At 65.7% G+C, this 24868-nt stretch carries 20 protein-coding genes; 9 read left to right on the forward strand and 11 right to left on the reverse strand.

Annotated features, from left to right (window positions below):
- Window positions 1-77: 77 nt before the first annotated feature.
- The 5 genes from IFR14_RS16685 to IFR14_RS16705 all read right to left on the reverse strand — a co-directional run bounded on the left by IFR14_RS16685 (window position 78) and on the right by IFR14_RS16705 (window position 5175).
- Window positions 78-947, reverse strand: coding sequence for a type II CAAX endopeptidase family protein (locus tag IFR14_RS16685; protein WP_191941669.1), 870 nt, complete (start codon window positions 945-947; stop codon window positions 78-80).
- On the reverse strand, window positions 944-1378 hold the full coding sequence (locus IFR14_RS16690; protein ID WP_159879719.1) for a hypothetical protein: 435 nt from the start codon (window positions 1376-1378) through the stop codon (window positions 944-946). Before IFR14_RS16690 ends, IFR14_RS16685 begins: the two co-directional genes overlap by 4 nt.
- A 485-nt stretch (window positions 1379-1863) precedes the next feature.
- Window positions 1864-2409 carry a hypothetical protein gene (locus tag IFR14_RS16695; RefSeq protein WP_191941670.1) on the reverse strand — a complete coding sequence of 182 codons (546 nt, stop codon included), beginning with the start codon at window positions 2407-2409 and terminating at the stop codon, window positions 1864-1866.
- Window positions 2410-2551: 142 nt separating this feature from the next.
- A complete protein-coding gene (locus tag IFR14_RS21015) occupies window positions 2552-4312 on the reverse strand; it encodes a DUF4012 domain-containing protein (protein ID WP_191941671.1) in 1761 nt (586 codons plus the stop codon).
- Window positions 4313-4473: 161 nt separating this feature from the next.
- A complete protein-coding gene (locus IFR14_RS16705) occupies window positions 4474-5175 on the reverse strand; it encodes a CPBP family intramembrane glutamic endopeptidase (protein ID WP_191941672.1) in 702 nt (233 codons plus the stop codon).
- A gap of 202 nt (window positions 5176-5377) precedes the next feature.
- Between IFR14_RS16705 and IFR14_RS16710 the strand changes: the two genes are divergently transcribed.
- From IFR14_RS16710 to IFR14_RS16725, 4 genes are all read left to right on the forward strand, one after another.
- Window positions 5378-6760, forward strand: a complete 1383-nt coding sequence (locus IFR14_RS16710; RefSeq protein ID WP_191941673.1) for a polysaccharide biosynthesis tyrosine autokinase — start codon at window positions 5378-5380, stop codon at window positions 6758-6760.
- Window positions 6757-7356 carry an arsenate reductase/protein-tyrosine-phosphatase family protein gene (locus IFR14_RS16715; protein ID WP_191941674.1) on the forward strand — a complete coding sequence of 200 codons (600 nt, stop codon included), beginning with the start codon at window positions 6757-6759 and terminating at the stop codon, window positions 7354-7356. The genes IFR14_RS16710 and IFR14_RS16715 overlap by 4 nt, the downstream gene beginning before the upstream one ends.
- The gene (locus IFR14_RS16720; protein ID WP_191941675.1) at window positions 7353-8360 is read left to right on the forward strand and encodes a hypothetical protein; all 1008 of its coding nucleotides are present in this window, start codon (window positions 7353-7355) and stop codon (window positions 8358-8360) included. The genes IFR14_RS16715 and IFR14_RS16720 overlap by 4 nt, the downstream gene beginning before the upstream one ends.
- Window positions 8361-8676: 316 nt before the next feature.
- The gene (locus IFR14_RS16725) at window positions 8677-10074 is read left to right on the forward strand and encodes a sugar transferase (RefSeq protein WP_249407034.1); all 1398 of its coding nucleotides are present in this window, start codon (window positions 8677-8679) and stop codon (window positions 10072-10074) included.
- Between the two features lie 61 nt (window positions 10075-10135).
- Here the strand turns inward: IFR14_RS16725 and IFR14_RS21485 are convergent, their stop codons facing one another.
- From IFR14_RS21485 to IFR14_RS16740, 3 genes are read right to left on the reverse strand one after another with little or no spacing between them, the layout of a single operon-like run.
- Window positions 10136-11260, reverse strand: coding sequence for a glycosyltransferase (locus IFR14_RS21485; protein ID WP_342365726.1), 1125 nt, complete (start codon window positions 11258-11260; stop codon window positions 10136-10138).
- A 49-nt stretch (window positions 11261-11309) separates the two neighbouring features.
- On the reverse strand, window positions 11310-12638 hold the full coding sequence (locus IFR14_RS16735; protein WP_191941678.1) for an oligosaccharide flippase family protein: 1329 nt from the start codon (window positions 12636-12638) through the stop codon (window positions 11310-11312).
- 4 nt (window positions 12639-12642) lie between these two features.
- A complete protein-coding gene (locus IFR14_RS16740) occupies window positions 12643-13680 on the reverse strand; it encodes a glycosyltransferase (protein ID WP_191941679.1) in 1038 nt (345 codons plus the stop codon).
- Between the two features lie 152 nt (window positions 13681-13832).
- Here IFR14_RS16740 and IFR14_RS16745 point away from each other — a divergent pair, with 152 nt between their 5' ends.
- The 4 genes from IFR14_RS16745 (at window position 13833) to IFR14_RS16760 (ending at window position 19239) form a co-directional block, all read left to right on the forward strand.
- Window positions 13833-15125 (forward strand): hypothetical protein, encoded by a 1293-nt coding sequence (locus tag IFR14_RS16745; protein WP_191941680.1) that lies wholly within the window; start codon window positions 13833-13835, stop codon window positions 15123-15125.
- Window positions 15126-15220: 95 nt separating this feature from the next.
- A complete protein-coding gene (locus IFR14_RS16750; protein WP_191941681.1) occupies window positions 15221-16270 on the forward strand; it encodes a glycosyltransferase in 1050 nt (349 codons plus the stop codon).
- Window positions 16260-17153, forward strand: coding sequence for a glycosyltransferase family 2 protein (locus tag IFR14_RS16755; protein WP_191941682.1), 894 nt, complete (start codon window positions 16260-16262; stop codon window positions 17151-17153). The genes IFR14_RS16750 and IFR14_RS16755 overlap by 11 nt, the downstream gene beginning before the upstream one ends.
- Before the next feature lie 319 nt (window positions 17154-17472).
- Window positions 17473-19239 carry an alkaline phosphatase family protein gene (locus IFR14_RS16760; protein WP_191941683.1) on the forward strand — a complete coding sequence of 589 codons (1767 nt, stop codon included), beginning with the start codon at window positions 17473-17475 and terminating at the stop codon, window positions 19237-19239.
- A 190-nt stretch (window positions 19240-19429) separates the two neighbouring features.
- On the opposite strand, the gene IFR14_RS16765 is transcribed toward IFR14_RS16760, so the two are convergent.
- Window positions 19430-19783 (reverse strand): hypothetical protein, encoded by a 354-nt coding sequence (locus tag IFR14_RS16765; RefSeq protein WP_191941684.1) that lies wholly within the window; start codon window positions 19781-19783, stop codon window positions 19430-19432.
- A 152-nt stretch (window positions 19784-19935) separates the two neighbouring features.
- On the opposite strand from IFR14_RS16765, the gene IFR14_RS16770 reads away from it, so the two are divergent.
- Window positions 19936-21534 carry an HNH endonuclease signature motif containing protein gene (locus IFR14_RS16770; RefSeq protein WP_191941685.1) on the forward strand — a complete coding sequence of 533 codons (1599 nt, stop codon included), beginning with the start codon at window positions 19936-19938 and terminating at the stop codon, window positions 21532-21534.
- A gap of 524 nt (window positions 21535-22058) precedes the next feature.
- Here the strand turns inward: IFR14_RS16770 and IFR14_RS16775 are convergent.
- Together IFR14_RS16775 and IFR14_RS16780 are read right to left on the reverse strand one after the other, a co-directional pair.
- Window positions 22059-23165 carry a hypothetical protein gene (locus tag IFR14_RS16775; protein ID WP_191941686.1) on the reverse strand — a complete coding sequence of 369 codons (1107 nt, stop codon included), beginning with the start codon at window positions 23163-23165 and terminating at the stop codon, window positions 22059-22061.
- Between the two features lie 471 nt (window positions 23166-23636).
- Window positions 23637-24860 (reverse strand): acetate/propionate family kinase, encoded by a 1224-nt coding sequence (locus tag IFR14_RS16780; protein ID WP_191941687.1) that lies wholly within the window; start codon window positions 24858-24860, stop codon window positions 23637-23639.
- Window positions 24861-24868: the final 8 nt, after the last annotated feature.

A 24868-nucleotide genomic window follows, 5' to 3' on the forward strand; every position in this document is an offset into this window, starting at 1 on the left:
AGCCGACCCCCGCCGGTCCCTGAGCCTGTCGAAGGGCCCACGGGCTCCTCGTTTCGCCCAGGGACCGGCGCCCGGGTTCAGCTGCCGCTGCGTGCCAGCGTCAGCAGCACCGTGAAGGTGTTGAACCACACGTGCGTCCAGATGCCTGGTCCGAGGCGTCGGGTCGACGCGGCGTAGACACCGTTCACCGTGCCGAGCACGAGGATGGTGAGTCCGAGCGTCACCATGGTGACCGGGCTGCCCCAGCCCTCATAGAGGTGGACGATGGCGAAGATCAGTGCGCTCGCTCCCACCGAGACGATGGCCGCGGTGCGACGTCGGGCGGTCGAGGGCGTCGCCGCACCTCGGCGCACGCCGTTCGTCGTCCGTCCGCGGAGGATCGTGTTCCGGAATCCGCGGAGCAGGAGCCCGCGGAAGAGCGCTTCCTCGCAGAACGGGGCGACGATCGCGGTGACGAACACGGTGTTCACCAGCACCCAGACGAGCTCTGGCGACGGCGGGGCGATGTTCGACTTGGGCGTCTCGCCGGTGAGGGCGATGACGAACTGGCCGATCATGCCGCCGATCAGCTGGATGCCGACGGCGGAACCGAGCCCGATGAACACGTCGAACCAGCGGAAGCGGAGTCCGAAGTCCTTCGCCCAGGACCCGCTTCCCCAGGTGCGGCAGACGATCGCGAGGGCGACGAGGATGCCGCCGTCGAAGATGATCCACATGATCATCGTGCCGACCTCGCCGGACAGGACGCCGAAGGTCCGCGCGAGTTCGACGACGACGAGGAGCGCGATGATCGCGACGAAGGTCACCAGCGCGGTCGGGGTACCCCACCGGGTGTCAGGCGAGGGGGCGTAGGGCAGGCGCGCCTCGGCGCGGCGGGCTTCGGCACGTTCCTGGCGCGAGCCCGGGCGCAGGGCGGTCTCCGCCGGTGCAGCGGAGTGGTCGCTCATCGCTTGTTCGCGGCGAAGTACTCGCGTGCTGCCGGCACGTACATCTGGACGATCGCGACGATGGTCACGATGACGAAGATGAAGGAGAGCGGGTTGAGGGCGATCAGCCCGGTGATCGAGCCGAGGACGGAGAGGATGCCGACCACGGTGAGGACGATCCGAGCCCAGTTGCGACCCCGGAGCATGAAGAAGGCGAACAGCACGTGGAGTGCGCCGACGATGAACGCGCCGACGGCGGTCGAGATCAGGAGCACGCTCGAGGAGAGCACGCCTCCCGAGGCCGACTGTTCGGCTGCGGCCTCGGCGACGGTTCCGGCCGACATCGCGGCGGTGACGCCGGAGATGACGGAGAGGACGGCGGAGACGACCCACAGCCAGAAGGAGATGACGATCGGCGTGGGGGCGGTCTTGGTACCAGCGGTCGTGGCCATGATGCTCGTTTCGGTCGTGGAGGATCCGACGACCGGACCCAGGCTGCTCGAACTGTATTGCCCACCACCTGTCCCCCGGAAGGGAGGTATGTCCCGGACTGTCCATTTTCCGCACGATAGTCGGTCCCCTTGGTCCCTGAGCCTGTCGAAGGGCCCGGTCCCTCAGCCCTCCTCCCGGTCCCTGAGCTTGTCGAAGGGCCCGGTCCCCTTGGTCCCTGAGCCTGTCGAAGGGCTAAGAACCGCCGCCCGCGCACCCTGTCAAGCCTGCTCACGCGCGCTCGCGTACCTCTTAACCTGTCCCCATGACGAACGACACGAACGACACCGACCAGAACAGCAGCGAGGGAACGCCGAAGCCGGGCGGCCTGGGCGAGAACCAGACCATCCCCAACAGCGAGGACGGCCTCGCGGTCGGTCACGACCCCGACGCCTCGAACTTCAACCAGGAGGAAGACCCCGACCACCCGAGCGACGACGCNATGTGCCTAGGCCGCGAGCGAAGCGCGCTGGCGACGAACCATCACGAGGACCGCGATGAGCGCTGCGCCGAGGGCGACTGCGCCGGCTGCACCCCAGACGACGAACGCCGGAGCGCCGAAGCCGGTGTCAGCGAGGTCGTTGTCGTTGTCGCCCGAGCCGCCCGCGCCAGCTGCCGTCACCGTGAGGGTGGCGCTGCCGGGCGTGCCCGAGGTGAGGCCGACTGCCGCAACGGTGTAGGTGCCGCTGGCGTTGCTCGGAAGCGTCACGTTGAGGTTGACGGCACCGGTCCCGGACGCGGTCTTCTCAAGTGACTTCGTCTCGACAGCGGCGAGGGTGGCGCCCGACGCGCTCTCACCGGTCAGGGTGAACGAGACCGTCTCGCCGGGCTGGAAGGAGCCGCCGGTGAAGGCGACCGTGCTGGTGCCGCCCGGCGTGACCGTGCCACTGACCGTGACGGACCCGTCGGGAGCGTAGAAGGCGTTGGCTGCGACAGGCGCGATGAACAGGCCCGCGAGGACCAGCGCGAAGATCGCGGTGATTTTTTTGATCATGAGTGTCCCCTTGAAGGCGTTTCAGGTGTGCTGGTGCAATGACAGTGCTGTAGCCAACCGCCTTGACAAAGTCGTCGTGCGGCGGAAGTAGAGCGTGCCTCCCCGACACCCCCCGAAAACGGGTCAAGAGCGACAACAGTCCTTACTGTAGAGCAAATTCACAGTTAATGGACGCCTGTTGTGTTTCAGAGAGATGAACTTTCGGCGTGGCCACGACTTCCGGGGCTCCTGATGCGTCATATGCCGTCACACCGAGGTCGACGGTCGTGCTTTCGCCGGGCGCGAGTTCGATCGCGAACTGAGTGATCGGAAACTCTCCGTCGGTCGCCAGTTGGGAAGGGAGCACCGCTCCATCGCGCTCGACACCGCCCGGCATGGACCCGGGAGGCGCATAGACGATCACCCGGAACCGGAAGCTGCCCTTGGGCACGCCGTACTGGCCCTGGCCCGTGATGTAGTCGTTGAGCGTCGTCGCCGCGTCAGCAGGTGCGGTGTTGGTCAGGGTCAATCGCAGGCCGAGGAGTTTGCCGTCGGAGCCGCACTGCGCCGACCCGACGGCCGTCCGCACGTCGAGGTAGTAGCCCATCTTGCTGCCGGTGGCGTCGTTGATGTACACGCCGAACGCGTGGGGCGCCTGGGCCGCGGTCGGCAGCAGGTCCGTCAGCGTCGTCCCGTCGAGCAGCTTCTGTTCGGATGCATTCGCATTCCAGATCAGTACGCGTCGCTCCGAGCCTGCCTGCGCGAGCGCTCCGATCAGCTTGGCCGGGTCGAAGGTTCCGGAGGCGATCCGTTCGAAGACCGCTCCGGAGGCCGCGGCGAAGAATGCGTCCTGATCGGGGCCGGCCGGGTACCGCACGTAGACCTCGTTGAGCAGCAGCGCGGCTGCGTTCGCCGAGGTCAGCTCGTCGCCGGTGGCGAGGGCGATCGGGCCGGTCGCGTCGAGCAAGTACCCGAGGGCGACCGGGTCGATGCTGAGCACACCGTCGACCCGGGTTCCGAACCGCTCGAGCCACATCTCGGAGGCAAGTTGGGCGGATTCCTGGAACCGGGGCGTCAGCGTGACGTTCTGCAACCAGCGACCCGTGATGTTCCCGTAGATCCCAGCGGTGTCGCTCGCGAGCGGCAACACCGGTTCCGGGAACCGCGGGAAATCGGCGGTGGACGCCTGCTGCAGCAGCGAGATGCGTCCGCCATCGGTCCCGATGAGCGCGAGCGCGCCGGGGTTCCCGCCGCTCGCGCGCGGCTCGGCCGGGTTCTGGAACATCACGAGGTAGGTGCGCGGCCCGTCGGCGCCGAGCATGGCCGGCATCAGGTCGATCGCCCGCCTCGCCGCGTCCACGGTGTCGGCGGTCTCGGTGAGAACGGGGCGCAGCTGGTCGACCGCGCCGCGGACCTGACTGATGAGCGGGCCCTCATCGATCGTCCGCACGCGTTCGGCGGCATCTTCCAGGGCGTCGTCGGCCTTGCGCACGTCCGCCTGCGCATCGACGATCGGCTCCACCGGCACCGCGCCATCGACCGGCTTGAACAGTTCCGGGCGGAGGGAACCTGCGAGGTTCACCAATGGTGTGATGGCGCCAACCGCGACGTCTTCGGTCGCGCCGGCCAGCTCGCGGACGGCGGTGAGGTTCGGTCCGACCCACGGGACGATCTCGGCGGCTCGCCAGATCGGATCACTCGTGAGGCCGGCGGCCGATCGCGCATGCGCAGCCAGCTCGCGTGCGGTCTTGCCGGCCGCGCCCGGATCGTCGGCGACGACCTGCTCGCGAACGGTCTGCGCCAGCGGAACAGCCGCTTCGAGCTCACCCTTGGCGAGGAACGCGCGCACGCCGATCCAGGCCACAGCCGCGACGACGACGAGGACGAGACCACCGACGATGAGCAGCGTCCTGCGACGGCGCACCTTCAGCCGCTCGTCACGCGCACCCTCCCGGCGACGGGCGCGCGAACTGGCGCTCGACCTGCGGCGAGAACCGTCAGTGCGGCTCGACCCCTCGGACCGTCGGGCGGCGGGGCGATCGCCGGAAGATGAACGACGGTCGTCGGATGGGGACGGCATGGGCGCTATTCAATCACGACGCCTGTTCCACCGGTCACGGCGGTCACACCGAGCACGAGGAGCGAGGCGTTGAAGACGATGTGCGTCACGATGGCCGGACCGAGGCGCCCGGTGAGGACTGCGGCGGTGCCGGTTCCGAGGCCGACGAGGAACGTCCCGACACCGGTGACGAGTGCTTCCGACGGCCCGCTGGCGACCACGAGGTGCAGCGACGCGAACAGCGCTGCCGAGATCACGACGGCGATCCAAGCCGCCCGGCCGGGCATACTGCCGCGCACCGATCGCAACAGCAGCCCTCGGAAGAACAGCTCCTCCACGACGGGGGCGATCACCGTGGCCGCAAGCACGGCGACGATGAACGAGATCACGATGAGTGCGCTCCCGGTCGGCGCTCCGCCGCCGGCCGTCGCCGGCAATGAGCCATAGACGACCACCTCGAGGACACTGATGACGATGCGGAGGAGGAGCCCCGCGGCCAGCCCCCAGAGCAGGTCGATCGGTCGGAAGGCGAGGCCGATTACGGACGCACTTCCGCGAGGCGACGAGACGGCGAACCGGGCGAGCAGCACCGCACCGAGGAGCGGGACCCACACGAGCAGGTAGCCGCCGAGCGCGTCGAACGGCTGCGGGAGCTGCACGCCAACTCGCATGTTCGCGGCAAAGAGCGCGGCGGCCGCGAGCCCGATCAGGGCGATAGTCAGCCGCATTCTGGCGCGTCGTCTGTCCGTGCTCGAAGGGGTTCCTGGGTCGTCCGTCACGGTCGCAAAGCTACGCCACGCGTCGACTCGCTTGATCACGACGCTCGGGAACAGCTGACGGTTTGTGGCACCATGGCTCACAACCCCCTCTTCGGGGCCGCCTCGATCCGAGGCGCCATGCTCTCCCCTCTGACTGATCGGATGCCACCGCGTGGAGCTTCGTGACTATCTCCGTGTCCTTCGCAAGTACTGGGTGCTGATCGTGGCGCTCGCGCTCGTCGGGATCGGTGTGGCTGCGACCTATTCGATCGTCAAGACGCCGGAATACAGCTCGTCGGCCAAGGTGTTCGTCTCGACGCAGTCCAGCGACAACGTGCAGGAGCTCGCCCAAGGCAACACGTTTACTCAGCAGCGGGTGAAGACCTACGCCGACCTCGTCAGCACTCCGATCGTGTTGCTCCCGGTCATCGGCACACTACAGCTCAACATCACGGCCGGGCAGCTCGCCGAGCAGGTGACCGCGTCAGCGCCGCTTGACACCACCCTCATCGAGATCACCGCGACGAGCCCCGATCCGGTCCTTGCCGCCGAGATCGCGAACACCACCGCCGAAAGTCTCACGAATGCAGTGTCCAAGATCGAGACGCCGGAGGATGGCGCTTCCAGTCCGGTCAAGCTCACCCTGGTGCAGCAGGCCGACGTGCCGAACGCTCCGGTGAGCCCGAACGTCCCGCTCAACATCGCCCTCGGCCTCCTTATCGGTCTCGCTCTCGGGGTCGGTTTCGCCGTGTTGAAGGAGACGCTGGACACCCGCATCCGCAACGAGCGCGACGTCGAAGGTGTCACCGACATCCCGCTCATGGGCGGCATCGCCTTCGATCCGAAGGCGAGGCAGCGTCCGCTCATCGTGCAGGCCGATCCCAAGAGCCCCCGCGCCGAGTCGTTCCGCAGTCTGCGGACGAACCTGCAGTTCCTCGACGTCACCGATCAGCCACGCAGCTACGTCATCACCTCGTCGATCCAGAGCGAGGGGAAGAGCACGACGGCGGCGAATCTGGCAATCGCTCTCGCCGACGCCGGCCACAGGGTCGTACTCATCGACGCAGACCTGCGGCGCCCCAAGCTTGCGAATTACTTCGACATCGAGGGCGCGGTCGGGCTCAGCGATGTCTTGATCCGGCGCGCTTCCCTCGACGACACCATGCAGCCGTGGGGCCGCGGGCTGCTCTCGATCCTGCCTGCCGGTGCCGTTCCACCGAACCCCAGCGAGCTTCTCGGCTCCGTGACGATGCAGAAGCTAATCCGCGGCCTCGAGCAGCAGTTCGACTACGTCCTCATCGACGCACCGCCGCTCCTGCCGGTCACCGACGGTGCACTCCTCGCCCGTCACACCGGCGGAGCGCTGGTCGTCGTGGCAGCGGGTCGCACACACAAAAACCAGCTCAAGGGCGCCATCGAGTCGCTTGCTCATGTGAACGCCTCCATCGCGGGGCTCGTCATGACGATGGTGCCGACCAAGGGGCCCGACGCCTACGGGTACGCGCGCTACGGCTACGGAGCCGGGTACGGCTACGCCGAGGACGTGAAGAAGTGACCGGTTCCTCTGGAACCCACGACCGGCCGTTCTCGGTCCTCTTCGTCTGCACCGGGAACATCTGCCGCTCGGCGCTGGGTGCGCAGATCCTCACCGCACGGCTCGCGGCCGCCGGCGTCACCGCGGGTGGGCGGCCCATCGCTGTGTCGAGCGCGGGGACGGGCGTCGGCCAGGGCCTCGAGATGCCGCATGAGGTCGTCGAACAGTCGCGCCGCTTCGGTGGTTCACCGGAGGGCCACGTCCCCACACCGCTCGACCGCGACCTCGTGGCCGCTGCCGACTTGATCCTGACGGCGACCCGCGAACACCGCAGCGTCGTGGCGCGGCTCCTCCCCCGAGCCTCGCGTGTCACGTTCACCGTGCCGCAGTTCGCGAGGCTCGTCGCGGAGGCCCCCGCCGTCTCCGACCCGTGGACGTTCGTCGATGAGGTAGCCGCGCAGCGTGGCTCCGTTCCGCCGCCGGAGGACCCGGAGGACGACGACCTCGAAGACCCCTACCGCCGCAGCGCGGCCATCTACGCGAGGGTCGGCGACCAGATCCATGATCACGTCTCCGTCATCGCGGATCGACTCGCTCAGGCGGGCGACCGAGCGTGACACCGAAGCAGAGCAGGTCGACGTATCGCGCGGGCGATCGCAAGGAGACGTTCCGGGATCGACTCGGTTCCAAGCGCCGGACCTTCGCGATCATCGGGTTGGCGCTCTTCCTCGTCGCCGATGTCGTCCTCGTTGGGCTCGCGCTCACCGCCAACGGTGGAAGCTCCCACCCCGGGACACAACGGCCGATTCCGACGTTCGGTGGTACATCGTCAGCCCCCGCCTCACCAGAGGCGACCGAGGAGCCCGCTGCCGCCGAGCCGACCGAGCGCTTCATCGCCGCGGGGAGCGCCACGGTACTTTGGCGCGCGACGCAAGGGACCTGCGAAGTTCCCGCCGTCGTCGAGCGCAGCGAGGACGCGGGGGTCACCTGGGCGGCGATCCCGACCGCCCAGGCGTTCGACCTCCGCGTCGTCTACGCCCTCACGGCGACGAGCGAGGACGAGGTGCAGCTCGTCGGATCAGCCGGGGCGGACTGCACGGTCGGCGGATTCTCGTCGACCGACGCCGGCGACACCTGGGACTCCTCGCCCGAGCTGCTCTCGACCGCCGCTTACCAGACACCGGCTGCAGCCGATGGCTCGACCGCCGTCGTCATGGCGGGTCAGTCGGTCGCGGCACCGTGCCCGGCCGTCGAGGTGCTCGCGGCAGACGAAACCCGCACGGTGACGGCCTGCTCCGCCGTCCTCGCCGAGTGGGACGCGTCGAACGGTTCATGGACGGCCATCCCGTTCGCCGGCATCCATGCCGTCGAACTCCAGCCGGAACAGATCCTGTTCGCCGCTCGTGGAGTCACCGGTTGCGCGGGCCTCGGGGTCCTCCGCGTGCCCGGTACGACCTTGACCGCCACGTCGGCGCCGGAGAGTGTGGGGTGTGTCGCGGAGGCGGATCTCACCGCTCCGGCCGCGCTCACCTCGGCCGAGGGGGTCAGTTGGCTCTGGGTGGGCGACACGCTCTTCAGCTCGCCTGACGGCGGCGTCTCGTGGGGAGCAGTTCCAGCCTGAGGTGCTGGCCCAACGCCTGGTGCGCAGTAGGGTTTTCCCTACAGTTGTCGCGATTGCGGCCCAAATGGGTTACAACCGCCAAAAAGGGGACAGATGTGGGGCATCTTCACCACTAGTGTCAACAACACCGATACAGTCGCGTATCGAAACGCCCCGTTCACTCCTCGTCATCAGTAGTAATTACGTGTTCCACCACGGAGACCGCATGTTGTCGCAGCCTTCCGTGCCGCTGCCAACGACGCCCGCGAGCACTCCCCCCGACCCCGCAGCTGTCGGCGCGCGCGATTGGCGACGGGTATACGCGAACCGTCTTGCCTTGACGGATGCGCTAGTGCTCATCTGGGTGGTCTTCGGGACGCAGCTCGTGTGGTTCGACTTCGACCAGGAAACGACCTCGGTCAACTTCGATGTAGCCCGCGTCATCGTCAACTACACGGTCATCTCGCTCGTTCTGATCGGCGCTTGGATGATCGTCCTCCGGGTGTTTGGCACCCGTGAGGCGCGCATCGTCGGGAGCGGCAATACCGAGTACAAGCTCATCGCCGACGCCAGCATCCGCCTCTTCGGTCTCGTCGCGATCGTCGCCTTTCTCTTCAAACTGGACCTCGCCCGCGGGTACTTCCTCCTTGCGTTCCCGCTCGGCATCCTCGTGCTCCTCCTCTCGCGCTGGATGTGGCGGCAGTGGCTGTCAGTACAGCGCGCGCGGGGTAACTACTCCTCGCGCGTCCTCCTCGTCGGGTCCGCTGACTCCGCGGAGCACATCGCCGGGGAGTTGGGCCGCTCGACGGATTCGGGGTACCGCGTCGTCGGCGCCTGCGTTCCGACGGGCAAGGTCGGCGGCACACTCGGGTCGACGACGATCCCGGTCTCCGGCACCGTCGACACCGTGCTGCAGGCACTTGAGGCGACGGGTGCGGACACGGTCATCATCACGAGTTCCGACGAGCTCACGCCGGTACGGGTCAGGCAGCTCAGCTGGAGCCTCGAGCCCGGTCGCCAGCACCTCATCGTCGCGCCGAGCCTCACCGACATCGGTGGTCCCCGCATCCACACCCGGCCGGTGGCCGGCCTGCCGCTGATCCACGTGGAGACCCCGCGCTACGAGGGCCGGAAGCGGTTCTCAAAGCGGTTCTTCGACATCCTCGGTTCCGGCGCGATCCTGCTCGTCGCGTCGCCGATCCTGCTCATCGTCGCCCTGCTGGTGAAGTTCACCAGCCCCGGGCCAGTGCTCTACCGCCAGGAGCGGGTCGGACTCAACGGTGAACCCTTCAACATGCTGAAGTTCCGCTCCATGCGGGTGAACGCCGACGCCGAGCTCGCCGCGCTGCTCGCCGAGCAGGGCACCAGCGATCGCCCACTGTTCAAGGTGCAGAACGACCCGCGCCTGACGCGCGTCGGCGCCACCCTGCGGAAGTTCTCGCTCGACGAATTCCCCCAGCTCTTCAACGTCTTCCGCGGCGACATGAGCCTGGTCGGCCCGCGTCCACAGCGTGAGGGCGAGGTCGCACTCTACGACTCTGCAGCCAAGCGCCGCCTCATCGTCCAGCCCGGCATGACGGGCCTCTGGCAAGTCAGCGGTCGCTCGGCGCTCAGCTGGGAGGACGCCATCCGCCTGGATCTGTACTACGTCGAGAACTGGTCGCTCATGGGAGACGTCGTCATCCTGTGGCGCACAATCCGCGCGGTTGTCGCGCCCGGAAAGGAAGCACATTGACCCCGGGGCAATCGCTCCAGCCAGGACTCCCCAGCCACGTGGAAAGCGGCTTGCAGGCTCGCTAGCCTCGACGACGATTCGCGGAGTATAGAGCGATCGAGTCGACGCCGATGGCGTCGTCAATTAAGCCTGTCTGGGCCCACCGAATCGCGGCTTCAGACATTCGCATGCGCGCCTCTCCGTCGAGAATCAATGCCCGAACACGATCGACCATCTCTGTCTCGTCATCGCAGACATAGCCCGTCACCCCGTCGATTATGGTGTCAACATTCCCGATGGCGTTCGATACAACAGCGGGAACGCCACTGGCTTGCGCCTGGATTAGTGACAATGACATGCCCTCCCAAAGAGACGGGAACAGCAGAATGTCAACCGTACCGAGGAAGTCGTGCAGGCCTTCAGGCGATAGCCATTCGATCACCTCGACGCCGGTTCCACCGAGCCACATTTCGACGCTGGTAGCGTCGCCCGTTCCAACCCAAGTGAACCTCGCATCAGAGCGGAGAGCAGTCGCAACAGCGCCGAAACGCCACGGAGCCTTTTGATAGGAAACCCGCCCGATCATCGCGACCTGAACTGGTCGCTGCCCCGGCTTTCTCCGAGGTCGAGGGACTATCGAGGCGGCCGGCACTCCAGTCTGAAGCAGGAATACTCTTGGCGCTTGAAGCACGTCCCGCGCCAAGGCGTACTCGGACCTTGCGGTGAGGATGAGTCCATCCCCCATGCGGCTGAGCAGCCTCTCCGCCAGGCGTGTGCCTGTCAGGATCCAAGCTGGCTGATTGGTCCGGAGGAAGGCGAACCCGTGGGGCGAGTAGAACACCTTGAGCCCTCTCCGCCGAAGCAGAAGGGCCACACGCCCCACACCTCCTGCAACCGAGGAATGCAGGTGCACGACATCTGTTCCGCTCGCCGCACACCGTCGGAGCGCGACTACAAGTCCCCAGAGCCGGCGTACTCCAGCACTGCCTGACTGCACCTCGACTAGCGTGACCGCCGGGTGGAACCAATCTCTGAGTTGATCCAACGACGGCGTCTCCGGTCGCCTAATGAACAAGACACTCACCGAACAGCCCAGCTCAGCTTGCCGACGCGTCAGACTATTGAGCAGAGTCACAACTCCTGCGCTCATCGACTCAGTGACGTGCAGTATTGTCATTCGACTAGACACGCCAGAAAATTCCATCATTGCGAGCGCCCGGTTCGCCCAAATCTGCAGGCATTTATCAGATCAAGCACTAGGCTTTTCCTTCCGATCCAGAAGCCTTGCCAACCAATCGCATGACAAGGCCGACAGATTCTTTGATGTCAGCCCAGCCGAACAGAATGAAACCACGCATCGTTCCCCCGAAGCTTCGCTTTACCCAGAAGACATTCATGTAGCCCGCGATGACGTTTCCCGCAACTGTGGCGACCGCCGCGCCAATGGCACCAAAGACGGGCACGAGAGCTATAACCAGAGCCACGTTCGCGATACAAGCGATGATCAACGAATAGCTACGTAGTTCGGGACGACCCCGTGCCGAAAGACCAGCGCCAGCCACCGATCCTGGATTGCCCAAGACAATGCCAAGCAGTAGGACCAACACAACTCCGGATGCCGCGTCGAACTCGGCCCCGAACAGCGCCGGAAGAAACAGCCAGCTCGCCAGGCCTACAAGCCCGGCCATCAACACAGTGAGCGCCGTTGACACTCGAGCCGCGAGTGCCAGACGTCGGAGGTCAGCACGTGCTGACTCCTGCGAAAAGATGACATCTCTGACCGCACTATTGAAGACGAGGGTCACTTCGCTCACACTCACCGCGACCGCATAGAGCCCGAGCTCGTACGCCGAGGACAGCGGGATCATTAGGGTCTGATCCAGCCGACTCAGGAACACACCAGCAAGAGAACCGATCCAGATCCTGGACCCATAGCCGAGCAGGTCCCGCCCACCGCGGAGTTCGTCGCCTGATGTGAGCACAGCTCCATGAGGCCGGCGAAGCAGCATCAGATAGGCAATGGCTCCGACGAATGCTGAGACCGCAATCGAGACCGATGCTGTGAATACCGTCAAGCTATTGGCCACCGCGAGCCCAGCGACGAGCGCGAGTCGCACGACGGCTCCGATTGCTCGTTCCAGTGCCACCAAGCTCCAGGCAGAGCGCCCGGCAGCATAGCCTCGGAGCCCGCCGAGCAACAACATCGGCACGATGGCGAACGAGATGAGGAATGCAATAGAAGCATTGGGGCCGGAGAACAGGAACTCACCGAGAACGGCGAGGGCGGCCCAACCCAGGGCACCACAACCTAGCAACAGAAGCAGTCCGCGCCCCACGAGTGCCCGATGACGCCCCGCTCCGCGTGCCACGAAGAAGGTGATCGCTTCAGGTAAGCCGAAGGTGATCGCACTAGCCGCCAGGAGAACCGGAGCAGTGATCGCCGCCACTTCGCCTCGGGCATCCACCCCGAGCACCTGGGCGAGAATCGGCGCGCTAACAAAGGCAGCGATTGGCGCTCCGAGATTGCCGACGGCCGCTATCGCGATGTTTCGGCTTCCCCCACCTTCCGCCATCGTCGTCGCCATCGTTTCAGCTCCGGGACGCTCTGAGTCGACGCAAGCGTCCGGAGAGGTGTTGCCAGACATCTTGTATGACCGCTCGAAGCCGTTGTTCTACGGAACCTTCCATGGCAGGTATAGGTGCGGGGCGCGTGCCACGACGAAGGAGGTCGAAAATTCGGTGCGTATGAAGCCGTGCAATCGCGCCGTTCCAATCGCCGTCGTCCAGTACAACGCCGTAGTCATTGAGGAGGCGCAACCGATCACGTTGAGCAGCGCCTGATCTGACATGCGTAATCGAGGCGGCAACGGAATGAACCCGGTGGAACCCGATCGGATCGGAGCATCGTGCAACCACGGACCCTGCAGCCGCGAGCCTCACCCACATTTCCAGATCGACTGCGTGCTCGTAGACAGTTGAAAATCCCCCGACAGAGCGCAGCGCCTCAGCCCGAAGAATGGTGCTGCACGGGTCTCCAAACACGTTGCCGTGTAACAGGGCCATCCGGACAACCGTGTCAGCGGGCACAACGTCGTCAATGAACCCGAGCTTGCTCTCACCCCACGCGGATGCAATCGGGTTGCGCCGACTACCGCCTGCCTCATCAATGAAGCGTTGTGCGCCGAATATGAGGTCGGCACCAGTTCGTTCTGCCACTGCCAGCGCATGCGCCATTCCCGCAGCATCCAGTCGATCATCCTGCCCTGGCAAGATCACAAACTCGCCGCGAGCACGGGCAACCGCTTCATTCCAGTTCTGCGACATGCCAAGAGCCTTCGATGACCACCAGGCCTGCCAAGGAAAGTTCGCGTTGGCGAGGAGGGCTTGGATCTCAGGTACGTTGCCGCTGGCGTCGTCGGAGATGACTACTTCGAGTCGAGGATCACCGACCGCCTCGATACTCTCAAATAGCTCACCTAGGTAGGCGATGTCAGGATTGTGAGTCGGAATGCAGACGCTGATCTGAGGCTCGATACTTGGCCTCGCGACTCCGGCGGTTGGTTGCAAGGTCGTGTCTCCACATCGTTCACAGCGGCCGAGCACGTCGACGGAGACCCGAAGCTGCACGCGACCCTGGGCTCCTACCTGGCCCCGATGCGGGGGCCACGTCGAGGTTATGCGTCAACTGTATACTGAGCCGCAGCTGCCCGGTGGTCATGGCATCTTGGGGTGCGCTGAACACGGCGTGCGTGTGTTGCGAGAGACGCGGAGGCAATGGCATGTTGATCGCATTCGCTACGGCCACGGTCGCAGCGCTGCTCACCGTTCTTGCCCCTCGTGCACATGCCGCGTTCTACGCAGCTGCTGGTGCGGTCTGGCTCAGTGTGATGATCCCGTCTCACACACCGCCTCGCGACGTGCTCCTGGCCTCTGCAATCATGGCGCTCGCGTTGCTCGTTTTCGGAGTGGTTCGATCAGGACCGGAGATTCGTAGATACTCGTCGCCAAATGGCTGGCTCATCGCCTTGATCGTGGTCATGACGATGCGATCAGCCATCGACGCGGAAGGCCCCTACCGCTATTTCGTCATCGCCAGCGGCGCGCTCACATTGGGCATCGCGGTGATTGCGAGTGTCAGCTGGCCGGGTCAAGAGTCACGTCAGCTGATCCCATGGGCAGTCCTCGTAGTCCTCTTCGTTCAGCTCGCGCTGACTGTCACCGAAGAGTTTCTCGGATTGAAGGCAGTGTGGCCGCTGTCCAACGGGTCCGACAATCTGACGAGCCGGGTCAACGGTCTTGCACCCTTCCTCGATGGGCGAGCGCTCGGGTCAATGGGCCATCCCATCCCTCTCGGTGTGCTTGCGGGAGCGGCTGCCGCGACCTCGTGGTGGTTGCTCGTGGAGCGCAGGCAGCGGCTCGCTCTTATTCCTCTCCTGGCGTCAGCAGCCGTGCTTCTGTTCTCGGGCACGCGGAGCGCTGTGTTTGCTCTAGCCCTCGCGGTTGCATATCTCTACATCTCGCGAGCAAAACTCCGGGCTCTTCCAGCGTTCACTCTCGGAGCATTGGCAGTCGTCGTTGTCGCTGCGACAAGCGATTTACCAAGGTTGTTTGGCTTTTCCGCAGTCGCCACCACTGACTCCTTCACTCACAGGTTCGGTGTCTTGCAGCTCATACCTGAGCTATTCAACCGCGATCTCATGGCGTTCTTCCTCGGAAGCGGCTACCAGAGCGTTGCTGCGGAGCTATCCGTCAGTTCGGTGGGCGTGGACGGGATCATGGTCTTCGATCAGGAGTACCTTCGAACTGCGTGGAGCATTGGAGCGCTGGGGCTGCTTCTTCTCGTCGCTTCGATCGTCGCAGGCTGGAGACGAGGCGGCTCGCTCCATCGGATGATCATCATCATCCTTATCGTGATGCTCGCTTCGTGGGATGCGCTCAGTTGGAACTTCGGGCTGACGCTCTTCGTCCTCGCGGTGTCGTGTCCTCGGGCACGACCACCGGCCCAACGCTTGCTCGTAGAGCGCAACACGCGCAAATTGATTTCCTACGAGAGGGAGAGGTCCCCCACGTGACGCGCGTAGCTCATTGGCGCCTCGTCCTCCTGCAAGGCACTGAGACCTTCATTCGCACTCAGTTCGACGCGCTCAAACCTCACGACTCTGGCGTAATGATCGGGTTCAAGCGAGTTGACAGTGCACTGTCGCGCGACTCAGACAGGGTTGCATTCTCTGGCCGCGTGGTGGCTGCTGCTTCGCTGCGACTCTTCCGACTTACCCGACTATCCTGGCGCGTCGCCCGGCTCGTGAGGTCAACCGGCGTCGACGTCGTTCACGCTCATTTCGCGGATGATGCAGCGCTCATCGTTCCCACGCTGCGCCTACTCCGCGTTCCTCTCGTAGTTAGCGTCTACGGTTTTGACGTCTCTCGTCGCGAGCTCGACACCCGGGCTGGGCGGCGCAATGCTCGACGCAAGGCGGACGCGCTCCAATATGCCTCGCAGGTTGTAGCGAACTCGGCTTACATGGCGCGATGCGCAATCGAAGCCGGCGCACCACCCGAAAAGGTCAAGGTCGTTCACCTCGGACTGGTCGACACACACCACGTCAAGCGAGAAGGCGCGGGAGATGGGATTCTGTTCGTGGGACGACTCGTGGAGAAGAAGGGCCTTGATGACCTCCTCGTGGCCATGTCGCTGCTCCCGTCTTCGCTTCGAGAAGTGCCTCTGACCGTCGTCGGAGACGGACCACTAGGCGATGAGATGAAGGTTCGCGCTAGGGAACTCAACCTGCCTGTCATGTTCCTTGGCTCTAGAGGGCCGGACGAAGTCGCAGCGCTGTTACGTTCGTCGCGCCTACTCTGTGTGCCGTCCAAGACTGCGTCTGACGGCGATTCTGAGGGGCTCCCGACGATCATCCTCGACGCCGCGCTGGAGAGCTTGCCATCTGTCGCCACAAGCCACTCCGGCATCCCCGAAGCTATCCGTGATGGTGTAACCGGACGCCTCGTTCCTGAACGAGACCCCCAAGCACTCAGTGGCGCGATTACCCAACTGCTCCAGAATCCGACCGAAGCGCTACGGTTGGGCCGCGCGGCCCGCCAGTTCGTCCGAAGTGAATTCAATATTGCCCGCTGGGCAGATTCGATCAGCGGCATCTACGCGCTGGCAGCGACTGATTCGCCTAAGCACTCGACAGACCGGGGAGCCCATGAGCGCTAATGCCTCACGCGTATCAGTCGTTATTCCAACCATCGGTCGACCTGAGCTCGCCCGCGCAATCAGTTCCGCGCTGAATCAAACGGTGGCGGTCCTAGAGGTGCTTGTGGTGGGTGACACCGCCGGTGAGATCAACGTGCCAAATGACCCGCGCGTACGACTCCTGCGAAGTGGTCCGGGTGCAGGAGGAAATGCAGCCAGACAAATGGGTGTGCTCGAATCACAAGGCGATCTTGTAGCACTACTCGACGACGATGACGAATGGCTGCCGGAGCATATAGCCGGAGTCCTCCAAGCGGTCGCCGACAAAGGTTCGGAACTGGACGATGTTTGGGTCGCAAGTACTCGCGTTCGAGCAAGACGGGCTGATGGATCCGAGTCAATTTGGCCGGAACGGCTGAAGACCAATGAACAGTCTCTTGCTCAGTATATCTTCCGGAAGGAGAGTATCCGCGGTGGCGTGGGGTTCATGCAGGCGTCTTGCCTCATCTTCCCGCGATCATTGGCATTGCATGTTCCTTTCGACGCAACTTTGCGATTCCATCAGGACGTTGGCTGGTTAAATGATCTCTCTTCAGAAGCTGATGGCATTGCGGTGGTGCAATCCCCGGACGCGACAGTTGTGCACCACATCGGAGAAACAGGCGTTGCGAAGTCAATTACCGCGAGACGGTCCATCGCGTGGGCTCTTGAACGGCTCGATAAGCGTGACACTCGTACACTTGGAGACTTTATTTGCGTACATTCCCTCCAGGCCGCGAAAAACAACGGTTCTGTGTGGGAAATGATACGAACCCTTGCTGTTGCGAATAGGGTCGGACGCCCGAGTTTCGCTGCTAACGCGTACGGTGTCGCCCTGACCCTGAAGAGGCTTGTCCGCCGATAAAGCAACTTCTTCACGTCGCCCGCCCCTGTTCCGCGTTGCTCGAGAGCCAGCCAAAACTGGTCCGCCGCGCGACTGCTCACGACGCAAGGTCGCGGACGGCGACCTTCCATTCGGAACTGCACGCCCTGGGCTCTCGCCTCCTGCCTGCCTGCCTGCCTGCCTGCCTGAAAATCGTTCTCAAGTGACTGACGGATCACCAGCAAAACGCGAGGTTCGGGAACACCACGCGGATTCTCGCCAAAGGGCGAGTCGCGCCTTTACGCTGGCTAGTACGAGTGCGGTCCCTGGGCGGGTAGCGCTACGGATCAGGGGGGCTCGAGTGGCACACGACGAGGAACCACGTCCGGATACCGGTCATGAGGCTCAACCCACTCCCCACCCCAAACGCCCAACCTCCCGCCGCGACTTCTTCCGCGCCGCGGGCTTCAGCGTCGCAGGTCTCGCTGCCGGGGGCGCCGTCGCCGGGGGCATCGCAGCCGCCACCGCGTCCAACCCCCAGGAGGACTACGGCTTCACGCCGCTCCCCAAGCGCAGCGAACCGGGCTTCGACCACGTCGTGGTCGTGATGTTCGAGAACCGCTCCTTCGACCACATGCTCGGATGGCTGTACCCCGCGGGAGGCGAACCGGCCGGCCAGACCTTCGACGGCCTCGCCCAGGGCGACTACAGCAACCCCGGCGAGTCCGGCGAAGCCGTCCCCGCCCACGTCTACACGGGCCCCACCGACCAGATCATGGCCCAGCCCGACCCGGATCCCGGCGAGTTCTACCCACACGTCAACACGCAGCTCTTCGGCACCATCGACCCCGAGAGCAACGGGGACCTCCGCAACCCGCTGCAGCCGCCGTGGAACCTCCCCGCCGACACCTCCTCCCCCAAGAACGACGGCTTCGTCAAGGACTACATCGTCAACTCGACGCTCGCCCGCGGACGCAAGCCGACGCCCGAGGAGTACTCCACCGTGATGGGCGGCTTCTCCCCCGAGATGCTGCCGGTGCTGTCCACACTCGCCAAGAACTTCGGCGTCTACGACCACTGGTACGCGGCGGTCCCCTCCCAGACCTTCTGCAACCGCTCCTTCTTCCACGCGAGCACCTCCCACGGATACGTCACCAACATCGAGGGCGACGGCATCGGCAAGTGGCTGAGCGCACCAGCCGTCCCCACCGTGTTCAACCGGCTCCAGGAGGCCGGCAAGACCTGGCGCGTCTACTACGACGCCCAACAGGTCGTCTCCCTCACCGGCCTCCTGAACGCACCGTCGATCGAGGAGTACTGGAAGACCAACTTCCGCAGCATGGAGCAGTTCCACGAGGACGCTGCGAACGGTGACCTGCCCGACTACGCCTTCGTCGAACCACGCATGGTGTTCGACCACAACGACATGCACCCGCCGGTCGTCCGTCCCGACAACCCGAGCCGGGACGACGTCGACCCGGAGCTCGACTCCGCCTACTCCGACATGCGCGCCGGCGAGCAACTCCTCGGCGAGGTCTACACGGCGATCAAGCACGGGGCGTCGACCACTGGCTCGAACGCGATGAACACGGTCATGCTCGTCACCTTCGACGAACACGGCGGCATCTACGACCACGTCGCACCACCCAAGGCGACCCCGCCGTCAGGCAAGCCGGAGGCGGGCGAGATGGACTTCACCTTCGACCGCCTCGGACTGCGGGTGCCGACCATCGTCATCTCCGCGTACACCAAGGCCGGCAGCGTCATCAACGAGGAGATGCACCACGGCTCACTCATGAAGACCCTCGCCGAGCTGCACGGACTCGACCCGCTGACCGAACGCGACCGCACCGCCACGAGCATCTTCAACGCCGTGAACCTCACCTCACCGCGGCAACCGGTGCTGTGGCCGACGGTGACACCCGCCTACGTGCCGCCGAACCCCGAGGCGAACGCCCGCGCCGACAAGGACAAGGACCGCAAGCGACCGCTCACGCCGCCGGCCCTCGGACTCATCGGGATCCTCCTCGCGAAGTACGAGCCAGGAGCGCCGCTGCCGGACAACTACGCCGACGCGTACGAGGTGCTGACGAAGCACGGTGAAGGGCTGTTCGGCACGCGGGACTGAGGGGGCGGGGCTGCCCTTCGACAAGCTCAGGGACCGAAGCGGACCGCGCCGAATGCGAACGCTCCGGTTCTCTCCGCACCACTCCCGGCCCCTGAGCACCACTCCCGGTCCCGGCGCGCCTTTCCCGGTCCCTGAGCCTGTCGAAGGGCGGCGACCCCCCGTCGAGGTGCGAGCCCGTCGGCCGGCGACCTCAGAACTCGACGTCCGCCACCGGCGGGAAGTCGGTGATCGGTTCATCGCCGAACGGGGCGAGTTCCAGGTACGTCGGACGGTCGTCCTCGATGAAGAGGAGGAGGAACGCGTTCGACGTGCTCGCCTCGAGGACCGTCTGACGCGTCGGGGCCGGCCGGCCGCCGCTGTCGCGAATCAGGTCGATCGAGGGACACGTGCCGCACCCGCACGTCCCGTGCACCATAACGCCCGGGAGCTGTCCCGCCCACCGTTCTCGATCGGAGGCGGCGATGGCCCGGTCGGCACCCGGCTCCGTTCCGCGAGCGATCAGGGCGATTATGAGGTCGCGCTCGCGGTCGGACAGTGGGCGCATATGGCGAGTGTACGCGGGCCACACGAGAAGTCCCTCGCCGCTCACAGAGCCCGGCGAGGCATCTGCGCGCAACAAACGTTGGCTAAATATCCCAGATCAGCGTCGGAATCGGTCGGTGTTCGAATGTCAGTGGCTCGTGTTTGGATGTTCCCATGTCCAGCAGCCCACGCGTCCCCCTCGGTCCGGTCTCCGCCGACCCCTTGGGCACGCTGGGCGAGACGGTGTCCGAGTTCCTCCGCACCTGGTCGGGCGCCCTCGACCCGATCCGACCGGGCGACGACGCCATCGAGCAGCTCGCCGGCATGAACGACGCCGGCGTGGTCCGCGTCCTCGACCAGCTGGGTGCGGTGCAGCACGTGGTCGAGGTCTTGGCCACCCGCGTCATGGGTTCGGTGTCGGAGCGCTCCCGAGGCGGCATCGTCGGCCACGACCCGTTGGCCCGCAGCCACGGGTATGCGACGCCGGCCGTCATGCTCTCGGAGCGGTGGCGCATCCCTCGCGGACGCGCCGCCACCATCACCTCGGTCGCCCAGGCGATCACCCCCAAGCGCGCCCTCACCGGCGACGTCATCGAGTGCGACCGCCCCGAGATCGCCGCCGCCATCGAACCCCGGCCCGCTGCCGAAACCCCCTGCCTGCCGCTGACCGAAGGCGACAACCCGACGTGCACGGTCGACCACGACGAGGCGACCACCCCATCCGGCTTCGTCCGGTCAGCACTCAGTGTCGAGGGCGCGGGCATCCTGCTGCGCGAACTGCGACTGGTGGGCTCCGGCGTCGACGACGAACGCGTCCACCGTGCCGTCAGCGCCGGCATCGAGCACTGCGACGGTGCACCGCTCGCCGAGGTCGGCAGCCTCGCCAAGCTCGTCCGCACCAGCCTCGACCAAGACGGCCCCGTGCCGCGCGAGATCGCGCTCCGGAAGCAGCAGCGCTGCACCCTCCGCGAACACCCCGACGGCATGACCGAGCTCCGCGCATTCCTCGCACCAGAGGCGGCGGGATGGGTCCGCGCCACGATGGACGCCGTCGTCGGCAAGCAGCTGCGGCAGGTCCGGTTCGTCGATCCCTCCGATGAAACGGCCGCGGCGGCAGCAACCAGCAGTGAGCTGCCCTCCGCGGATCCCCTCGACGACGCCTACGTTCCGGCCGCAGAGATGCCCGACACCCGCACGATGGACGAGCGTCGAGTGGAAGCCCTCGTCGGGGTCTTCCGTCACGCCGCGGGTTGCGAGTCGGCGGTCATGGAACTGGCGCCCGTCTCCCTCATCATCCGCATAGACGAACCCGATCTGGCCGACGACGGCCAGTGGTCCGACGGCAAGGCCTACATCGACGGCGTCTCCGAACCGATCTCCGCCGGCACCGCACGGTGCATGGCGGCCGACGGACGGATCATCCCCATGGTGCTCGGCGGGCCGTCTCAGGTGCTCGACCTCGGAGTTGGCACACGGTTGTTCACCAAGGGGCAGAAGATGGCCCTCGCCGAGCGCGATGGCGGCTGCGCCTGGACCGGCTGTACCCATCCACCGTCGTATACCGAGGCCCATCACCTCGTCTGGTGGTCACGGGGCGGGCCGACCGACCTGTCCAACGGCATCCTGCTGTGCAGCTTCCATCACCATCGCATCCACAACGACGGATGGGAGGTCATCGTGCGCGACCACGTGCCCTGGTTCATCCCGCCCGCGCACATCGATCCGCATCGCATTCCGCGACGCGGTGGCAAGCCGAGGCTGCGCGCTGCGTGACGTGCTCAGCACGACCGGACGATTATCTCGACGTCAACCCAATCCACGCGGCCGGACGCTCCGAAGCACTGTTTCCGGTCATTTTCGTTACCCGAACGCGCAAATGGCCGGCGCGCATGGCCTGGGCCAAGCGGTCCCGGCACGTGCGACCGGGCGGAGTGCAGCAATGGAGCTGCCGCTCCGCCTTCCTCCCCCGCCGGGCTCGAACGAAGAACTCTCCCGTATGCCCTTCGACAAGCTCAGGGACCGGCGGGGCGGTATCGGTCACTGAGCCTGTCGAAGTGCACACGAGAAACCTTGCCCTTCGACAAGCTCAGGGACCGGGGAAGCGCTCAGAGACCGGGGGAAGCGTTCCGGAACGGAGACCGGTCATTGAGCTTGTCGAAATGCACCACGGACGACCTTCCCGATCGGACCAGTCACCCGGAAGACTCTTCGACAAGCTCAGGCGTGTCAGGGCACCCGGCGGCAGCACGAAGCCCCGCCCTCGACCGGAGTCGAGGACGGGGCTTCGCAGGGTGAGACTAGGCCGTGACCTGCGCGCCCTTGCGGCGAGCAGCTGCGAACAGCATGCCGGCAGCACCGAGGAGCAGCAGCGCGGCAGCGCCACCGACGAGGACACCCGAGTCCAAGCCGGTGTCAGCAAGCGTCGGGACGACCGGGGCGCCAGCGGCGACCGGGTCGGCGATGACGGCGATCGCGTCCTCGGCGAAGACACCCGCGCTGTCAGTCACGCGGAAGGTGTACGTACCGACCTGGATGCCCTCGCCCACGAAGGTGAGGTCAGCTGCGGCGAAACCACCGTCTGCGTCGGCGATGACCGTGTCGCCACCGTCAGCGGACCCGAAGACCTCGCCGTTGGGGTCGATGACACTGATCGTCAGGGTGTCGCCCGGGGTGAAGCCCGTGACGGTCACCGCGAAGCCTGCGCCACCGGGGCGGACGTCGGAGAAGTAGATCGTGTCGGGGTCGACGACCACCAGCGGGTCGAAGACCGGAGCGACGACCGGCGCTGCGAAGTTGTAGTTGTCGCCATTGAACGAGATCGTCTGGACGACGTCGTCGCCATCGGCGATGACGAGCACACCGAAGGCGAGCAGGTCGAAGCTGCCGAGCGCGGCGCTCAGGTCGGCGATGGACGTCGGCGTGTTCGCGGCGATGCCCGCGATGTCATCGCTGCTCGCGACCCAGTTGCCGGTGAGGCCCGCTGCGCCCGGGTTCTCGGGACGAAGCGTGGTGAAGCTCGTGGTCACACCGGTCTCGGCGTAGACCGGGATCTGGAAGTAGGCCAGGTTGTTCGTCGACACGACTCCAGCCGTCGCCGCGATCGTCGCGAAGGTGGCGGTCGTCCCGTTGACGGCCAGCGGAGCTGCGAGGCCGTTGATGATCTGTGACGGACCGGTCATGTCGAGCCCGGCCTCGGTGACGACTGCGTCAGCGCCGGGCGGGGTGGTCGAGCCGGGAAGGCCGTAGCCTTCGTGCCAGCCGGTGTACACCGTCTCGTTGGCAGCGACCTGGTCATCGGTGACCTGGATCTCAGCTGCGGACGCGGGTCCGGCGAGGAGGAGGGTGGATCCGGCGACAACTGCGAGGCCGGTGGTGAGAGCCGCAGCGCGGCGTGACGTCTTCAAATTCACTGAGGTGAGTACTTTCGTCTAGGGGTCCGACAGACGCGACGTACCTGTTGGTTTTCTGAGACTAAGTGGATTCTCAGGGAAAGTTAATAGGGGGAACCACTCATTCTTCTGTCCTCAGGAGGGGGGACATGAGAACGAGAGTTCCTCGACCGCCCTTCGACAAGCTCAGGGACCGGGAGAGGGACTCGCGGAACAGGAGCGGGCGACGAACACCGGTCACTGAGCCTGTCGAAGTGCACACGAGAGACCCTCCCTTCGACAAGCTCAGGGGCCGGCGAGGGTGGCTCAGGGACCGGCGGAAGGACCCAGGGAACAGCTTCGGTCACTGAGCCTGTCGAAGTGCGCGCGCGGAGATTCGCCGATCGGACAGTTCGCCCGTGGGCCCTTCGACAAGCTCAGGGACCAGCGGGGTCGCACAGGGACCGGAGGCGGGACTCAGCGACAGAACGGGTCGGAGCGCCGGGACTACGCCAGGGCGGCGACCGTCTGGCGGGCGATCTCGAGTTCCTCGTTCGTGGGGACGACGAGGACGGTCACCGGGGAGTCGTCCGTCGAGATCACCCGGATGCCACGCGCACGCTCAGCGTTGCGGTCCTCGTCGAGGACGATGCCGAGCACCTCGAGCCCCTGCATCGCACCGGCACGGATCAACGGTGCGTTCTCACCGACACCGGCAGTGAACACCACCACGTCGAGCCCACCGAGGACCGCGAGGTACGCGCCGAGGTAGTGCCGCAAGCGGTGGACGGTCACGTCGAGCGCGAGCTGCGCCGCTTCGTCGCCCTTCGACGCCGACTCGGTGACGTCGCGCATGTCTCCGGTACCCGACAGCCCCAGCAGACCACTGCGGCGGTTGAGCAACGTGTCGAGCTCGTCGAACCCGAGCCCCGCCTTGCGATGCAGGTGGAACAGCACCGCGGGGTCGAGGTCGCCGGAACGCGTCCCCATGACGAGTCCTTCGAGCGGCGTCATGCCCATCGACGTGTCGACCGAGCGGCCACCGTCGATCGCGCACGCCGACGCCCCGTTGCCGAGGTGGAAGACGATCTGCTTCAGCTCACCGAGCGGACGGTCGAGGAACGCCGCAGCCGCCTCCGACACGAACTTGTGCGACGTGCCATGGAAGCCGTACCGACGCACGCGGTGCTTCGCGGCGAGCTCCGCATCGATGGCGTACGTGTACGCCGCTGCCGGGATGGTCTGGTGGAACGCCGTGTCGAACACCGCCACGTGCGGGACGTCAGGGAACGCGACCTGCGCCGCGTTGATGCCCTGCAGGTTCGCCGGGTTGTGCAGCGGCGCCAGCTCGGAGATGTCCTCGATGTTGATCTTCACGAGGTCCGTCACGACCGTCGGCTCGAAGAAGCGTTTCCCACCGTGCACCACCCGGTGGCCGACCGCGATCGGCGCATGCTCGTCGAGTGACGGCCCGTGCTCGGCGAACGCGTCGAGCATGACCCGGAACCCGGCCGTGTGATCGGGGATCTCGCGCTCGATGACCCAACGCTCCTCGATGGGCGGCGTCGTCGCGCCGGCCGCATCCGGGAGGTAGGACCGGTGCTCGGCGGCACCCGTCGCGTCGCCGATGCGCTCGACGAGTCCGCTGGCGAGCGTCCGCTCCGTCTCGACATCGATGAGCTGGTACTTGAACGACGAGGAACCGGAGTTCACCACGAGGACGGTGGGCATGTGTGTCT

Origin of the sequence: Plantibacter sp. CFBP 8775, assembly GCF_014839505.1 — a bacterium.
GTDB classification, from domain to species: Bacteria; Actinomycetota; Actinomycetes; order Actinomycetales; family Microbacteriaceae; genus Plantibacter; species Plantibacter auratus.

Coding starts and splice junctions, on each gene's coding strand:
- IFR14_RS16780 (WP_191941687.1), bottom strand. CDS start 24,860: ATGCCCACCGTCCTCGTGGTGAACTCCGGTTCCTCGTCGTTCAAGTAC.
- IFR14_RS21485 (WP_342365726.1), bottom strand. CDS start 11,260: ATGATGGAATTTTCTGGCGTGTCTAGTCGAATGACAATACTGCACGTC.
- IFR14_RS16770 (WP_191941685.1), top strand. CDS start 19,936: ATGTCCAGCAGCCCACGCGTCCCCCTCGGTCCGGTCTCCGCCGACCCC.
- IFR14_RS16695 (WP_191941670.1), bottom strand. CDS start 2,409: ATGATCAAAAAAATCACCGCGATCTTCGCGCTGGTCCTCGCGGGCCTG.
- IFR14_RS16705 (WP_191941672.1), bottom strand. CDS start 5,175: ATGCGGCTGACTATCGCCCTGATCGGGCTCGCGGCCGCCGCGCTCTTT.
- IFR14_RS16755 (WP_191941682.1), top strand. CDS start 16,260: ATGAGCGCTAATGCCTCACGCGTATCAGTCGTTATTCCAACCATCGGT.
- IFR14_RS16690 (WP_159879719.1), bottom strand. CDS start 1,378: ATGGCCACGACCGCTGGTACCAAGACCGCCCCCACGCCGATCGTCATC.
- IFR14_RS16685 (WP_191941669.1), bottom strand. CDS start 947: ATGAGCGACCACTCCGCTGCACCGGCGGAGACCGCCCTGCGCCCGGGC.
- IFR14_RS16735 (WP_191941678.1), bottom strand. CDS start 12,638: ATGGCGACGACGATGGCGGAAGGTGGGGGAAGCCGAAACATCGCGATA.
- IFR14_RS16745 (WP_191941680.1), top strand. CDS start 13,833: ATGTTGATCGCATTCGCTACGGCCACGGTCGCAGCGCTGCTCACCGTT.
- IFR14_RS16750 (WP_191941681.1), top strand. CDS start 15,221: ATGATCGGGTTCAAGCGAGTTGACAGTGCACTGTCGCGCGACTCAGAC.
- IFR14_RS16765 (WP_191941684.1), bottom strand. CDS start 19,783: ATGCGCCCACTGTCCGACCGCGAGCGCGACCTCATAATCGCCCTGATC.